Below are 15,589 nucleotides of genomic sequence, written 5' to 3'. Positions count from 1 at the left end.
GTGGAGATCCTCTCCACCGGTGGCACCTATGACTATGTCACCAGCCTGGATCTCCCGTGTACCAAGGTGGAGGATCGAACCGGTCTTCCATCCATCCTGGGGGGGAGGGTAAAGACGCTCCATCCGGTGGTCTTTGGTGGTATCCTGACTCGTCGTGGTAATGAGCAGGATTACAAGGACTGCCGCCGCTTCGACATCGATCCGATAGACTTGGTGATCGTGGATCTCTACCCCTTTGAGGACACTGTAGCATCCGGCGCTTCGCATGAGGACATCATTGAGAAGATCGATATCGGCGGCATCTCACTGATCCGTGCAGCGGCAAAGAATTACTCCGACGTGGTGATCATCCCATCGGCTAAGTATTACGATGAGCTTACTGCCCTGCTCGCAGAGCAGGATGGTGAGACGACGCTGGAGCAGAGGAGACACTTCGCACGAGCTGCCTTCGAGGTCTCCTCGTCCTACGATACGGCGATCCATGATTACTTCCTCTCTCTGGATGGTCCGGCAGAGGAGTCGGATGATCTCCTCCCGCAGGATTGTTTTGCCCTCTCGATGGAGGGGAGCCAGTCGATGAGGTATGGAGAGAATCCCCATCAGCGTGCGGCTTACTATGGTAGAGGCTTCGAGGAGCGCTTCGATTACCTCCATGGCAAGCAGATCAGCTACAATAACCTCCTGGACGTGGATGCTGCCGTTCATATGATCGAGGAGATGGACGAGCCTGCTTGTGGCATCGTCAAGCATAATACTCCCTGCGGTCTTGCGGTCCGTGAGACGATACGAGAGGCCTACTTGGCTGCTCTCTCCTGTGACACAGAGTCGGCTTTTGGCGGCATCGTGGTGCTCAATAGACCGGTGGACCTGGCGACTGCTGAGGAGCTCCACAAGCTCTTCATCGAAGTGCTCATCGCTCCCGACTATAGCAAGGAAGCGCTTGAGCTGTTAACGCAGAAGAAGAATAGGATCATCCTGAGAGACAAGATCGGGAAGGATAAGTATCCTCTACAGTTTCGATCTGCTCTCGGGGGCATCCTAGTACAGGAGCGTGACACTCTTGTCGATCGGGCAGCCGATCTCACCGTGGTGACTCGCTTGACTCCCTCTGAGACTGAGACGAGTGACTTGCTCTTTGCGATGCAGGCGGTAAAGTACTGCAAGAGCAACGCTATAGTCCTAGCCAAGAATCGTCAGATCCTGGGTGCCGGCTACGGTCAGACTTCCCGAGTGGAGGCGCTGAGGCAGGCGATCAGCAAGGCAGCAGCGATGGGCTTCTCTCTCGAGGGAGCTGTCATGGCCTCTGACGCCTTCTTCCCCTTCCCTGACTGCGTAGAGATAGCACATGAGGCGGGCGTGGTGTCCGTCATCCAGCCGGGCGGGTCGATACGTGATCAGGAGAGCATAAGCTATTGCGATGAGCATGGTATGTCCATGGTGACTACCGGTCATCGCCACTTTAGACACTAATTTTTTACTAAGATATAGGATGGGCTTTTTCTCACTGACAAGGAAATTAGCCGTAGACTTAGGTACTGCTAACACGGTCATCATAGAGGATGGTAAGATCATCATCGACCAGCCGAGCTATGTGACTCTCAATAAGAAGACTGATAAGGTCGAGTGGGTCGGCGCCGAGGCGTATCGTCGCTTCGAGAAGGAGAATAACGATCTCTCCACTGTACGACCGCTTAAGGACGGCGTGGTCGCTGATCTGGATGCCTGCGAGTATATGATCCGTGGGATGATCCGTATGGCTACGACGAAGAAACACTTTTTCCCTACTTCGCTGAAGGTGGTCGTCTGTGTCCCCTCGGGCAGCACCGATGTAGAGATACGAGCTGTGCGCGATGCGGCAGAGAAGGCCGGGGCTAATGAGGTGTACCTTATCCACGAGCCAATGGCTGCAGCTATCGGTATAGGTATCGATGTGATGGAGCCTACCGGTAACGTGATCGTAGATATCGGCGGTGGCACGACGGAGATCGCAGTGATCTCGCTGGGTGGCATCGTGAATAATAAGTCGATTAAGGTGGCTGGTGACGAATTTACCAATGACATCGTCGACTATATGAAGGTCCAGCACAGCATCCGTATCGGAGAGCGTACCGCCGAGGAGATCAAGAAGAATGTCGGCTCTGCTCTCGATCAGCTCGACGATGAGCCCGAACCCTATACGGTAGTAGGCCAGGATCTCGCCAGCATCCTACCGAAGACGGTGGATGTCAATTACCATGAGATCTCGACCTGCCTCGATAAGTCGATCACCAAGATCGAGACCGCTATCGGTAACGCTCTGGACGATACGGCTCCAGAGCTCTATGCCGATATCTTCAATAACGGGATCTATCTGGCTGGTGGTGGTGCTCAGCTGAAGGGGTTGGATAAGAGACTTCAGTCCAAGTTCCAGATCCCCTTTAAGATTGCTGAGGATCCCTTATACTCCGTTGCCAACGGCACATACATTGCCCTCCAGAACTCGGATAAGTATACCCTGCTCTTTAAGTAATCCATATGAGGCTCCCCCTGACTGCTGGTCTGTCAGGGTGGATGGTCTCTCATATCGAGCATCGTCTTAATGGATCGCCTCATCGAATTTCTCCGGTCCAAGAGACATCTTCTGATCTTCCTACTCCTGGAGGTGATCGCTCTTGCGCTTCTCTTCAGTGGTAGTAGGTACCGATCCAGTGTCATGCTGAGCTCTGCCAACGACCTTACCGGCAGGGTAATGGAGACGGCACAGACCATACGTGCGTACACAGGCCTGGAGGAGGCTAATGTGGAGCTGCTCCATAGGAATGCTCAGCTGGAGCGGGAGGTGCTACGGCTGCACAATCAGCTGGAGCGACTCTCGGTCGACTCTCTCTCATGGCAGCGTCTGGGACGTGACACCCTGGAGAGACCATTCCCCTACCACTACATAGTGGGTAAAGTCGTGGGGATGGTTCTCTTCGACAAGAGTAACTACCTGACCTTAGACATTGGTAAGCTTGATGGCGTGGCAGTGGACATGGGAGTCGTTAGTACAGATGGGGTGGTGGGCATCGTACAGGCGGTGAGCGACCATTACTCGAGAGTCGTGCCGGTGATCAATAGTACCTTTGGGGTTAGCTGCAAGGTGGAGGGCTCTGACTTCGTCAGCGTCCTGAAGTGGGACGGTCAGGATATCGATCACTCGCTCCTGACCAATATCCCCAAGCATCAGTCTCTGGAGCCGGGACGGTCTGTATATACAAGTGGATACTCTGCCTCTTTCCCCTCCGGTCTCTCCATCGGGACAATAGTCGGTCCCGGTAAGTCCCCCGATGATAGTTTCTTTGCCTACCGGGTAAAGCTGTCCACGCACTTTGCTTCGCTCAAGTACGTGTACGTGCTACAGTATGATAATCGTCAGGAGCGAGCTGTCGTCGAAGATCCTGTCACTGATAGTCGATCCGTATGAGTAAGTATACCCCGAGACTTGGGATCCTGACCCTCGTGCTTCTGCTCCTGCAGGTGGTACTCTTCAATCATCTGCTACTCTTTCAGTACTTCCTCCCGATCCTATATCTCTATCCGCTGCTCAAGATGCCCTACAGATCAGAACCGTTGGTCCTGACCCTCGTAGCAGCCTGTATCGGGCTCTTCATCGACCTGATGATGAATACTCCTGGACTTAATATGGCCGCCTCCACTCTTACTCTTTACCTGCGACCGAGGCTGCTGAGCGGACTAGTGGACAAGGATAGTCTCGACAATGCGGACGAAGAGAATCCGCTCATCACTCCTCGCTTAATGGGTGCCGGAGCTTATCTGCTCTACATCCTCACGCTCACGCTGGTACAGATCAGTACGATATTCCTCCTTGAGTTCTTTTCTACAGGACTTTTAGTTCACACATTACCCTATATAGGCGGATCTGTTGTGATGACGGTCTTCCTCTTTATGATCTTTGATGCACTCTTTATGCCGCGCAGGAGGGGATGAGTAGATTGCGGAGTCGCTATAGTGAGCGCAGCTTTATCATCGTAGGGGTGGTGACGCTGGTGGTGATTGTCTACGTGGCGAGACTCTTCTATGTCCAAGTGCTCTCTCCGGAGTACAAGCTGGCAGCGGAGAATATTGCCTTCTACCACCGGACCCTGTACCCATCACGTGGACTGATGCGAGATCGCAACGATAGTCTTGTCGTCTATAATACCGCAACGGCTGATGCGAAGATCATCATGCGTCAGATGGAGGACTTCGACAGCCTTGCCTTTTGCCGCATACTGGACATCGATCTCCAGGACTTGCGTGATCGTCTGGAGCAAGTCAAGGATCGGGAGTCCAATAGAGGTTACTCGCCCTTTGTGCCACAGACCCTCTTCTCTCAGATCACATCAGTCGAGGCGGGTCTGCTGGAGGAGCAGCTCTACAAGTTTCCCGGTCTCCTGATTGAGCATCACACCTCACGGGCCTATCGATACACGGCAGGGGCACTTCTGCTGGGGAATATCGGCGAAGTGGGGCCGGGTGATATCAAGCGAGACCCCTACTACACGCCGGGTGACTACGCCGGTACAACCGGACTGGAGAAGAGCTATGAGCGCTTCCTAAGAGGAAATAAAGGGACGTCAATCCTCCTCAGAGACGTCCATGGTCGGGTGCAGGGTCAGTACGAGGAGGGAAAGTATGATCAAGAGCTCACCTCCGGGCATGATCTCAAGCTCAGCATTGATATCAAGCTGCAGGCCTATGGCGAGAAGCTGATGCAGGGAAAGAGTGGGGCGATCGTCATGATCGAGCCAAGCTCCGGGGAAGTACTTGCCCTGGTCTCCTCTCCTTCCTTCGATCCTGCACGGCTTGTAGGTAAAGAGCGAGGTCAAAACTATCAGCAGCTAGTCACCGACCCAAGTAAGCCGCTGTACAATCGTGCGACGCAGGCGGCTTATCCTCCGGGATCGACATTTAAGACAGTACAAGCGGCAGCCTATCTGCAAGAGGGGTGTATCACTCCGGGGACAATGTACTCTTGTTATCGCGGATACCCACTCTTGAGAGGACGTCCTCGCTGCCACGGACACGGCTCACCGCTCGATCTAAGACACGCAATTGCTACCTCCTGTAACGCCTATTTTTGCTGGGGCTTGCGCGCATTCCTGGACGACCGGTCGCGCTATAGTACCGTAGAGGATGCATTTGATCACTGGCGAGACTATATTGTCAAGATGGGTTTTGGGCACAAGACCGGAGTCGATCTCCCCGGAGAAAGCCGTGGCTATATCCCAAACTCTGAGGTCTATGACAAGATCCACCATGGTCGCTGGACCTCCAGCTCTATAGTCTCCATCTCGATAGGACAGGGTGAAATCCTTGCCACACCCATGCAGATTGCCAACTTTGGAGCTATCGTTGCCAATAGAGGGCATTACTACACCCCCCATCTGGTGAAGGAGATCGACGGTCTGCCTCAGGACTCGCTCTACATCGAGCGTATGGAGACAGGGATCCGACCCGAGTACTTCCAGGTGATCGCCGAGGGAATGCGTATGGCAGTGACCGGAGGAACTTGTCGCAAGGCCAATCTCTCTGACTATGCCATATGCGGAAAAACAGGGACAGCGGAGAATCCCCACGGAAAGGATCACTCTCTCTTCCTCGGATTTGGACCTATGGAGTCCCCTAAGGTCTCCATTGCCGTCATGGTTGAGAATGGGGGCTTCGGAGCAACCTACGCCGTCCCAATCGGTCGTCTCATGCTGGACTACTATCTCCATGGTGACTCGATCACCCCGTCGTCTGTAGGCTATGAGAAGACTATGCTATCCACTGTAATCCGATAACTCTATGTCCGCAAGATACTCATCCGGAGGCACTCTGGGGCTGCGACACCGAGCAGATTGGTTGACGATCCTACTCTATCTGATACTGGTAGCGATCGGCTGGCTCGCTATATACGCTGCCGATGGGACCTATACGATTACTGACAGTTCCTTCAGCATCGAAGGAAGGGCACTCTCTCAATTGGTCTGGATCGGAATCTCCCTAGCTGCCGCCATCGCGATACTTCTCATCGACACCTTTTTTCTAAAGCAGTCCGCCCCGGTCCTCTACTTCTTGATGATTGGCTTGCTGATCCTGACGATCTTTATAGCACCGGATATAAAGGGGTCTCGATCGTGGATTGTGGTTACCGAGTCCGTGAGACTGCAGCCGGCGGAGTTCTCTAAGCTAACCACCGCCCTTATGCTTGCGTGGTGGATGTCGAAGTATAACTTCAGCCTAAAGCGGACAAGAGATCTGGCTGTGGCCTGTGCGATCCTCGTCGCCCCGATGCTAATCATCATTATGCAGTCAGAGACCGGCTCGGCACTGGTCTATGCGTCATTCATCATCCTCCTCTATAGAGAGGGTCTCAGCAGTGCAGTACCTCTCTTCCTTGTCTTCTGCGCTCTCCTCTTCGTCCTCGAGCTAAGGTTTTCGGAGGTGATGTGGGGAGTAACGTCCGCCGGACGGCTTATCGTGATGCTGATGATCTATATCGCAGTGATCCTCTCTGCTCAGGCTTACTGCGATCTGAGACGAGCCTGGCTGCCTGGGCTGGTGATCGCTCCCGGTCTAATGCTTGTTGCCGCCATTATCTCCATCTGGCACCCGGTAGACTATTCTATCTTTGGCATCGTGTCCCTTCTGTTCCTCCTTGCCTGGGTGGTACTGCAGGTGTACAATCATCGCGGGAGGCATATAGGTGGTCTGATCGCCTTTGTGGTGGTCAGTGTGGTGATGTATGCAGGAGTAGGTTACTTCTTTGACAATATCCTACAGCCTCATCAGCAGACCCGTATCCTTGTCTCGCTGGGGCTCAAGGATGACCCCGCCGGAGCAGGGTATAACGTCCATCAAAGCCTTATTGCGATCGGCTCTGGTGGCCTCACGGGCAAAGGTTACCTCCAGGGGACTCAGACCAAGCTCTCCTATGTACCGGAGCAGACGACGGACTTCATCTTCTGCACCATTGGCGAGGAAGAGGGCTTCATCGGCTGCCTCGTCGTCCTGCTTCTCTTCCTTGCCCTGATCTGTCGTATCATCTACATTGCGGAGCGCCAGCCGGACACCTTTGCCCGAGTCTATGGCTATTCGGTTGCCTCCATACTCTTCTTCCACCTCTTGGTAAATGTAGGTATGGTGATCGGTCTCGTCCCCGTGATCGGTATTCCTCTCCCCTATATCAGCTACGGTGGATCGTCTCTGCTGAGCTTTACTCTCCTCCTCTTTGTCCTCTTGCGACTGGATGCCTCGCGCATGCCGGTCTCCACTCTCCGATAATATGAAGAAAACCGACACCAAACTCAATCCCATCTCGTGGGTCTCCACAGTCTACTTCGCCATGGGGCTCCCGATGGTTATGCTCTCGGACGTCTCTCTGCTGCTCTTCAAGGATCTGGGCATCCCTGACAAGGAGATCACCTTCTGGGCTTCACTCCTGATCTTGCCGTGGAGCCTGAAGCCCTTCTTCAGTCCGGTGATGGAGCTCTTCGGGAGTAAGCGGCAGTACGTCTTTATCTCTGAGATTATCTCCGCTCTTATGCTCGGGCTGATTGCGGCATCGCTTGGCTTAGAAGAGTCTTTTCCGCTACTGCTCCTCCTGATGGCTGTGATGGCACTCTCAGGGTCGGTGCATGACATTGCCGGGGATGGAATCTATATGGAAGCACTCACGCCTACGCTTCAGAGCAAGTTTGTCGGGTGGCAGGGTGCCTTCTACAACATCGCCAAGGTGCTGGCCAAGGGCGGACTGGTCTATCTCGTAGGTTACCTCACGACCTCTATTGGGATTGTCCGCTCCTGGCAGAGTATGGTACTGGTGGCGGGCGGACTGATGCTGCTACTCGGTGTGTGGCATATGGCAGTATTACCCCATAGTGAGTCCCCAGTAATCGATGAGAAGCGATCTCTCAGGGCGACTCTTCAAGGGGTATGGGAGATCTTTGTTAGTTTCTTTGAGAAGAAGCACATCTGGTTTTACCTGCTTTTTATTTTCCTCTACCGCTTTACTGAGGGGCTGGCCATTAAGGTGGCGCCACTCTTCCTGAAGGCCGGCACCGAGCTCGGAGGGCTGGGGCTGACAAATAAGGACTTTGGTCTCATCTACGGGACCTTGGGGACGATAGCCTTTATAGGAGGAAGCATATTAGCCGGGTACTACATAGGTCACTATGGTCTCCGTAAGGTGCTTTTCACTCTGGCTGTGATTTTCAATCTCCCCTTCATCATCTTTTTCCTTCTCGCCTTCTTCCACCCGACCAATCTAGTATGGCCGGCGGTGGGGATCATCGTAGAGCAATTTGGCTATGGTTTCGGATTTGTCGGCCTGACGCTCTTTATGATGCAGCAGGTGGCACCCGGCCCTCATCGCATGGCACACTATGCCATTGCCAATAGCTTGATGAATCTCAGCTATATGATCCCCGGTCTGGTCAGTGGCACGATCAGTGATGCGGTGGGGTACAGCTCTTTCTTCCTGATTGCAGTCCTGGTGTCAATCCCCGGGCTGATATGCGCAAAAGTAGTACCTTTCTCCTACGATGGAGATGGTAATAAGCTTACTAAATAAATGAATATGGATAATATCAAAATCGCCGGGAGGTCTCTCCCCAATATGCCTTGGGAGGATCGTCCTCAAGGATGTCATGCTCCGCTCTGGAGATACAGCAAGAATCCCATAATTGGTCGGCATGAGACCCCGACAAGTAACAGCATATTCAATAGTGCAGTCGTCCCATTCAAGGACGGGTATGCCGGGGTCTTCCGCTGTGACGACACCAATCGAAGGATGCGTCTCCACGTGGGATTTAGTCAGGATGGGATTTCCTGGGACATCTGCCCTGACAAGATTGACTTCGACTGCGACATACCCGAGGTGGGGGAGTGGGTCTACGGCTACGATCCACGGGTGACAGAGATCGATGGTCGCTACTATATCTCCTGGTGCAATGGCTACCACGGACCGACCATCGGTGTGGCATGGACTGAGGACTTCCGGACCTTCCATCAGCTAGAGAATGCATTCCTGCCATTTAATCGCAATGGTGTCTTCTTCCCCCGTAAGATCAACGGTCGCTATGCCATGCTCAGTCGCCCGAGCGACAATGGTCATACCGCCTTCGGAGACATATTCTACAGCGAGTCGCCGGATCTCGAGTTTTGGGGACACCATAGACATGTGATGTCACCGGCAGACTTTGAGGTAAGCGCTTGGCAGTGTCTCAAGATCGGCGCAGGACCTATCCCTATCGAGACTTCGGAGGGCTGGCTACTCATCTACCATGGGGTGCTTAGGAGTGCCAATGGATATGTCTACGCCTTCGGTTCTGCTCTCCTTGATAAGGATCAGCCCTGGAAGGTAACAGCACGGAGTGGGGCGTACCTCCTCTCTCCGCAGGAGCTCTATGAGTGCGTCGGCGATGTCCCCAACGTCTGCTTCCCCTGTGCGGCTCTTCATGATCCGGACAGTGGACGGATAGCCGTCTACTACGGATGTGCCGACTCTGTGACAGGGCTCGCCTTTGGCTACATACCCGAGATTATTGACTTTACTCGGAGGACAAGCATACTATAGACGGGGAGGGGGATAAATCCTATTACCGGTATTAGTCGCACCTAAACCCGGTATTAGTGTTCACTATTACCGGGTTTAGACTACATTAATACCGGTAATAGTTAGGAGGCGCATCCGGAGCGCAAGACCAGAGTCCGATAGTCCGTATGATAGTATTGGTAAACCCAATTAAATAGGTTACCTTTGCAGGCGAAACGGGGACGTATGGATCCCCGTGGACATTGAAATATATCTATATGATCATTGTACCGGTAAGCCAGGGCGAGAATATCGAGCGTGCCCTGAAGAGATTCAAGAGGAAGTTTGACCGCACAGGCACCATGCGTCGTCTGCGTGAGAATCGTAACTTCCGCAAGCCATCCGATGTTCGCCGTCGTAAGATGGAGAAGGCTCGCTACGTGGAGAATATGCGTAGAGAGATGATGGAGTGATACTTGCCTATCACACGAGGTGAGTAGACCATGTAGAATATTATATAGCACTGAGGAGGTGTATAGCATAGAGAGACAGCGGTGACTTGCCGTTGTCTCTCATTTTTTACCTTACGTGCCCAGGCAGCCGGATCGGGGTATTTTGGCTGTTTTTCCAGCGTTGGGCTTCTCTTAATGGGAAATATTTGTAAGTTTGCTGGTATTATGCGTGGAGTTGTCCACGCGGAGTATGATAATCAGTTAAGCAACCATATCGAGTGAGTTTGTATGGACGATAAAGTACAAGAGCTGGCGAGCAAGATCTATAAGGATGGTATCGCCAAGGCTGACTCTCGTGCAGAGGAGATCGTAGCGGCAGCAGAGGAGAAGAGAGATAAGATCCTTGCTGAGGCAGAGACTAAGGCGAAGGAGATCATATCCCGAGCTGAGAGCGAAGTGTCCGGGATGCGCGAGCGCTCCCTGAGGGAGCTTCAGCTTTCGGCTGATCGTGCCTCAGATGCGCTGAGGACGGAGATCGGTGATATGATCAATGACCGTGCTGTCAGCAAGGGGATTGACCAGGCATTTGCCGATCCTGAGAGACTCTACGATGTAGTGCTGAGACTATGTCAGAAGCTTTTCGACGAGGGAAGCAATAGCGTCACCGTATCTACTGAGGATGGTGAGGCTCTCCGTAAGTACTTTATGAACCATGCCGCCGGGATCCTTGAGAAGGGACTTGAGATCAAGAGTGTCCAGGGTAGGGCAGCCTCTTTTGCCATCGCCCCCGCCGATAAGGGCTACGAGGTCGTGGTAAGCAAGGAGGCTCTGACGGAGTACTTCAAGGACTTTATGCGTCCTCAGCTTCGGGAGGCTCTCTTTACGACACCTGACAAGGAGTGATCCTCTATGGCTGAGTATTATGCCTTAGGAGCAGGTCTGCCGACACTGAGACCGGAGATAGGGAAGAATCCTCCGCTTACTCCCTGGGAGTATGTGGAGACTCTGCGCGGGCAGCTTAGCCGCCGAGACAACCAGCTCCTGGATCTTCTGCTCCTTAGTGAGGACAATAGGGCACTGGTAGCATTGCTCTACGACCGACCGATCCCCGACCCACAGACTCCATACCTGGTGGGACAGGATGAGCTGCGCAGATTGCTCACCGCCGCGGAGAGAGGTATGGTTACCTCTGAGATGGTAGGCGAGGAACTTCACTTCGATCCGAAGACCTATCCCTCCTACCTGGTGGACTTTATGTATGAGTATCGCCACGATCAGGAGATTGACCGCCCTGCAGAGCATTTCTACGAGGATATCTTAGATAATTATTACTTCCGCTACGTTATGAAGCGGGGGGATAAGTTCGTCCGCACGTGGGTCAGCTTCGAGCGATCCATTCGCCTTGTACTGGCAGCTATTACGATCAAGCGACACGATCTGGATGCTCGCAGGCTGATCGTCGGGGATAGTGAGCTGGTGCGTCTCCTGAGGAGCGGCAACTGGCACGATATCTCTTTCCTCGAGGAGGGGGAGGTGGTGCAGAAGGTCCTGCAGATCTCCGAGGAGGAGGATCTCTCCGTCAGGGAGCATCGCATAGATCAGCTCAAGTGGGATTATTTGGACAGTCTCACCTTTGCTGACACCTTCTCCATAGATACCATGCTCGCCTATCTGCTTAAGCTGCAGATGCTGAGTCGCTGGAGCTCGCTCGATGCCGAGATGGGCAAGAGTCGCTTCAGGGAGATCATGGATCAGCTCAATCACGAGAGTCGGTCCGATCTGGAGAAGTTTCGGGCAGAGGCCAAGAGGCATAACCGTCTCTAAGCTAAGGGATAGACAATAATACAAAACGATATATAGATGAAAACTACAGGTAAGGTGGTAGGGTTGGTCTCCAACCTGGTGACTGTAGAGGTAGATGGTCCGGTCGCACAGAACGAGATCTGCTTCGTCATCCTCGAGGATGGCTCGGAGCTGATGTCTGAGGTCATCAAGATTGAGGGGATACTCGTGGATGTGCAGGTCTATGAGAGTACTCGTGGGCTGAAGATCGGTGATCAGGTCCGATTTGAGCAACACATGCTCGAGGTGACCCTCGGTCCGGGACTGCTCTCTAAGAACTTTGATGGTCTCCAGAATGATCTGGATAAGATGACCGGACTCTTCCTCAAGCGTGGAGAGTATACCGATCCCCTTGATCGGGATAAGAAGTGGGACTACGAGCCGACCGCAAAGGTTGGTGACGCCGTTGAGGCCGGCTCTTGGATAGGTCTCGTGGAGGAGAATCATCAGCCACATAGGATAATGGTCCCCTTTGCATTTAAGGGCATGTATACGGTGAAGAAGCTTACACCCAAGGGGCAATACACCGTAGACGACGAGATGGCCGTCCTGACGGATGAGAGTGGGGTGGATCACTCCATTACTATGACGCAGAAGTGGCCTGTCCGTCAGTCCGTACCCTGCTACGTGGATAAGCCGAGACCCTTTAAGCTCCTCGAGACCGGAATCCGCTGTATCGACATCTCCAATCCTATGGTGGAGGGGGGTACCGGATTTATTCCGGGTGCCTTTGGTACCGGTAAGACGGTCCTCCAGCACGCCATTTCGGAGCAGGCCGAGGCGGATATCGTGATTATGGCTGCGTGTGGTGAGCGAGCCAATGAGGTGGTCGAGATCTTTAAGGAATTCCCCGAGCTCGAGGATCCTCATACAGGTCGCAAGCTGATGGAGCGCACGATCATCATCGCCAATACCTCTAATATGCCGGTGTCGGCTCGTGAGGCCTCTGTCTACACCGCCATGACGATCGCCGAGTACTACCGGACGATGGGACTAAAGGTTCTGCTGATGGCAGACTCCACCTCACGCTGGGCCCAGGCACTCCGTGAGATGTCCAATCGTATGGAGGAGCTGCCAGGTCCCGATGCCTTCCCGATGGACCTCTCGGCTACTATTTCGGCCTTCTATGCACGTGCCGGCTATGTCCATCTGAAGAATGGCAAGACAGGGTCGATCACCTTTATCGGAACTGTTTCTCCTGCCGGTGGTAACCTCAAGGAGCCGGTAACGGAGAACACCCAAAAGGTGGCACGCTGCTTCTACGCCCTCCAGCAGGATCGCGCAGACAAGAAGCGCTATCCGGCAGTCAATCCTATCGACTCTTACTCGAAGTATCTGGAGTATCCGGAGTTTCAGAAGTATGTTGCTGAGGCTGCTTCGCCCGACTGGCTGGAGATGGTTGGCCAGATCAAGCAACGTATGCGTCAGGGACTCGAGATCGCCGAGCAGATCAACATCCTCGGTGATGACGGTGTGCCTGTGGACTACCACGTCACATTCTGGAAGTCAGAGCTGATCGACTTCGTCATCCTACAGCAGGATGCCTTTGACGCCATCGATGCTATGTGTCCTCTGGAGCGTCAGCAGGAGATGCTGGCTCTTGTGATAGACATCTGTGAGAGTGACCTTGCATTTGAGGACTTCAATGAGGTCTCCGTCTTCTTCAAGGAGCTGATCAACGAGCTGAGGCAGATGAATTACTCCGAGTTCCGTAGCGAGGACTACAATAAGTACCGCGAGCGGGCTAAGAAGATGGTGATGACACGCCTCGCGGACAAGTCCCGCTCAGTACAGGAAACGGTTAACGCCTAAGGGTAGAGTGATTATGACTAAGAAAGCATTCCAAAAGATATACACCCACATCTCCGACATCACCAAGGCGACCTGCTCTCTGCGTGCTACCGGTGTGGGTAACGATGAGCTTGCTCTCATCGATGGTCGTGTGGCTCAGGTCGTCCGACTCGAGGACGATGTGGTGACGCTGCAGGTCTTCTCCGGCACGGAAGGCATCCCGACTAATGCCGAGGTGACCTTCCTCGGGAAAGCTCCCGCCCTAAAGGTGGGCAACTCTCTCACCGGACGCTTCATGAATGCCTACGGAGAGCCTATCGATGACGGTCCGATCATTGAGGGCGAGGAGGTAGAGATCGGAGGACCGTCCGTGAATCCGGTTCGTCGTGAGCAGCCCTCAGAGCTCATTACGACTGGTATCTCAGGTATCGACCTCAATAACACCCTCGTGACGGGACAGAAGATTCCCTTCTTTGCCGATCCGGATCAGCCCTACAACGAGGTGATGGCGACCGTGGCAATGCGCGCTGAGTCCGACAAGATCATCCTTGGCGGTATGGGGCTGACGAATGACGACTACCTCTACTTCCGCAATACCTTTGCAGAGGCAGGCGCACTCGATCGTATCGTCTCCTTTATCAATACCACCGAGGACTCGTCCATCGAGCGGGTACTGATCCCTCATATGGCTCTCACAGCAGCGGAGTACTTCGCTGTGGAGAAGAATGAGAAGGTGCTTGTCCTCCTAACGGATATGACCAACTACGCTGATGCGCTGGCCATTGTCTCCAATAAGATGGACCAGATCCCCTCTAAGGACTCTATGCCCGGCTCCCTCTACTCCGACCTAGCGAAGGTCTATGAGAAGGCTGCCCAGTTCCCCTCCGGCGGCTCCATCACTATCATCGCCGTGACGACGCTCTCGGGTGGAGACATCACCCACGCAGTTCCGGATAACACCGGATACATTACCGAGGGACAGCTCTATCTCCGCACCGACAGCACTATTGGCAAGGTTATCGTTGATCCATTCCGCTCCCTGTCTCGACTGAAGCAGCAGGTGATCGGGAAGAAGACCCGTGAGGATCACCCACAGGTGATGAATGCCGGGGTCCGTCTCTTCGCCGATGCCTCCAATGCACAAACCAAGCTGGAGAACGGATTTGACCTCACTGACTATGACGAGCGGACGCTCGACTTCGCCAAGGAGTACGCCAATGACCTCCTCGCCATCGATGTCAATATCAATACCACAGAGATGCTCGATACGGCGTGGCGGCTTTTCGCTCGGCACTTTACACCTGCCGAGGTGGCGATCAAGCAGTCTCTTGTCGACAAGTACTGGCCACAGGATGTAGAGATGGTTGGTCACTCCGAGGAGGAAGAGTAATCCCGGTGAGTATGACTGAGGTATGGCTGTAAAGTTTCAATACAACAAGACCTCCCTCCAGAGGCAGAAAAAGGATCTCCAGCTCCGAGAACGGATCCTCCCTACGATCAAGAGTAAGGAGAGTGCGCTTCGTCTCGAGGTGCGGCGGGTCAAGAAAGAGGTCGAGGATCTCGAGGCTCAGGTGGAGCAGAGCATTGAGAACTTTGACACCATGACCGCTCTCTGGAGTGAGTTTGATCCCTCTCTCGTCCGAGTGGAGGACGTCCATCTCGAGACCCGCAAGGTGGCCGGTATTCCCGTACCGGTGCTGGGGGAGGTAGACTTTGAGGTGCGCCCCTTTAGTCTCCTCAATACCCCCTCCTGGTACATGGAGGGCACCCAGCTGATCAAGGATCTCGCCACGGTAGGCATCCAAGCTGAGGTCGGACGTCTGGAGCTGGACATCCTGCAGCATGCCAGACGTAAGACGACGCAGAAGGTCAACCTCTTTGAGAAGGTGCAGATCCCCGGTCTCAAGGAGGCGATCCTGAAGATCAAGCGCTATCTCGAGGACGAAGAATCGCTCTCCAAGGCGTC

Annotated in this window: 14 protein-coding genes; all 14 read left to right on the top strand. The window is 53.7% G+C overall.

The annotated features are described in order from the left end of the window. Positions 1-1,470: bifunctional phosphoribosylaminoimidazolecarboxamide formyltransferase/IMP cyclohydrolase (gene purH, locus Q0F21_RS01830; RefSeq protein ID WP_297236839.1), on the top strand; the 1,470-nt coding region annotated here is incomplete at its 5' end. 19 nt (positions 1,471-1,489) lie between these two features. After that, the gene (locus tag Q0F21_RS01825; RefSeq protein WP_297236837.1) at positions 1,490-2,509 is read left to right on the top strand and encodes a rod shape-determining protein; all 1,020 of its coding nucleotides are present in this window, start codon (positions 1,490-1,492) and stop codon (positions 2,507-2,509) included. 69 nt (positions 2,510-2,578) lie between these two features. Beyond that, positions 2,579-3,442 (top strand): rod shape-determining protein MreC, encoded by an 864-nt coding sequence (gene mreC / locus Q0F21_RS01820; RefSeq protein ID WP_297236835.1) that lies wholly within the window; start codon positions 2,579-2,581, stop codon positions 3,440-3,442. Then, positions 3,439-3,966, top strand: a complete 528-nt coding sequence (locus Q0F21_RS01815; protein WP_297236833.1) for a rod shape-determining protein MreD — start codon at positions 3,439-3,441, stop codon at positions 3,964-3,966. Before mreC ends, Q0F21_RS01815 begins: the two co-directional genes overlap by 4 nt. Beyond that, positions 3,963-5,804, top strand: coding sequence for a penicillin-binding protein 2 (mrdA, locus tag Q0F21_RS01810; protein WP_297236831.1), 1,842 nt, complete (start codon positions 3,963-3,965; stop codon positions 5,802-5,804). Before Q0F21_RS01815 ends, mrdA begins: the two co-directional genes overlap by 4 nt. A 4-nt stretch (positions 5,805-5,808) precedes the next feature. After that, on the top strand, positions 5,809-7,287 hold the full coding sequence (gene rodA, locus Q0F21_RS01805) for a rod shape-determining protein RodA (RefSeq protein ID WP_297236829.1): 1,479 nt from the start codon (positions 5,809-5,811) through the stop codon (positions 7,285-7,287). 1 nt (position 7,288) lies between these two features. Continuing rightward, positions 7,289-8,575 (top strand): MFS transporter, encoded by a 1,287-nt coding sequence (locus Q0F21_RS01800; RefSeq protein ID WP_297236827.1) that lies wholly within the window; start codon positions 7,289-7,291, stop codon positions 8,573-8,575. A 6-nt stretch (positions 8,576-8,581) separates the two neighbouring features. Next, positions 8,582-9,580, top strand: coding sequence for a glycoside hydrolase family 130 protein (locus Q0F21_RS01795; protein ID WP_297236825.1), 999 nt, complete (start codon positions 8,582-8,584; stop codon positions 9,578-9,580). 236 nt (positions 9,581-9,816) lie between these two features. Next, positions 9,817-10,011 (top strand): 30S ribosomal protein S21, encoded by a 195-nt coding sequence (rpsU, locus tag Q0F21_RS01790; protein WP_288965369.1) that lies wholly within the window; start codon positions 9,817-9,819, stop codon positions 10,009-10,011. Positions 10,012-10,278: 267 nt separating this feature from the next. Continuing rightward, positions 10,279-10,893 (top strand): hypothetical protein, encoded by a 615-nt coding sequence (locus Q0F21_RS01785; protein ID WP_297236823.1) that lies wholly within the window; start codon positions 10,279-10,281, stop codon positions 10,891-10,893. Positions 10,894-10,899: 6 nt separating this feature from the next. Beyond that, positions 10,900-11,814 (top strand): DUF2764 family protein, encoded by a 915-nt coding sequence (locus Q0F21_RS01780; RefSeq protein ID WP_297236821.1) that lies wholly within the window; start codon positions 10,900-10,902, stop codon positions 11,812-11,814. A 36-nt stretch (positions 11,815-11,850) separates the two neighbouring features. Beyond that, positions 11,851-13,644 carry a V-type ATP synthase subunit A gene (locus Q0F21_RS01775; RefSeq protein ID WP_297236819.1) on the top strand — a complete coding sequence of 598 codons (1,794 nt, stop codon included), beginning with the start codon at positions 11,851-11,853 and terminating at the stop codon, positions 13,642-13,644. A gap of 13 nt (positions 13,645-13,657) precedes the next feature. Further along, positions 13,658-15,013, top strand: coding sequence for a V-type ATP synthase subunit B (locus Q0F21_RS01770; protein ID WP_297236817.1), 1,356 nt, complete (start codon positions 13,658-13,660; stop codon positions 15,011-15,013). Positions 15,014-15,035: 22 nt separating this feature from the next. Beyond that, positions 15,036-15,589 (top strand): V-type ATP synthase subunit D (locus Q0F21_RS01765; RefSeq protein ID WP_297236815.1); only part of this gene is annotated, 554 nt, incomplete at its 3' end.

Origin of the sequence: uncultured Porphyromonas sp., from assembly GCF_934359325.1 — a bacterium.
In the GTDB taxonomy this organism is placed as follows: Bacteria; Bacteroidota; Bacteroidia; order Bacteroidales; family Porphyromonadaceae; genus Porphyromonas_A.
The sequence above is the reverse complement of the archived record's forward strand: the minus strand, read 5'-3'. Positions and strand labels throughout refer to the sequence as shown.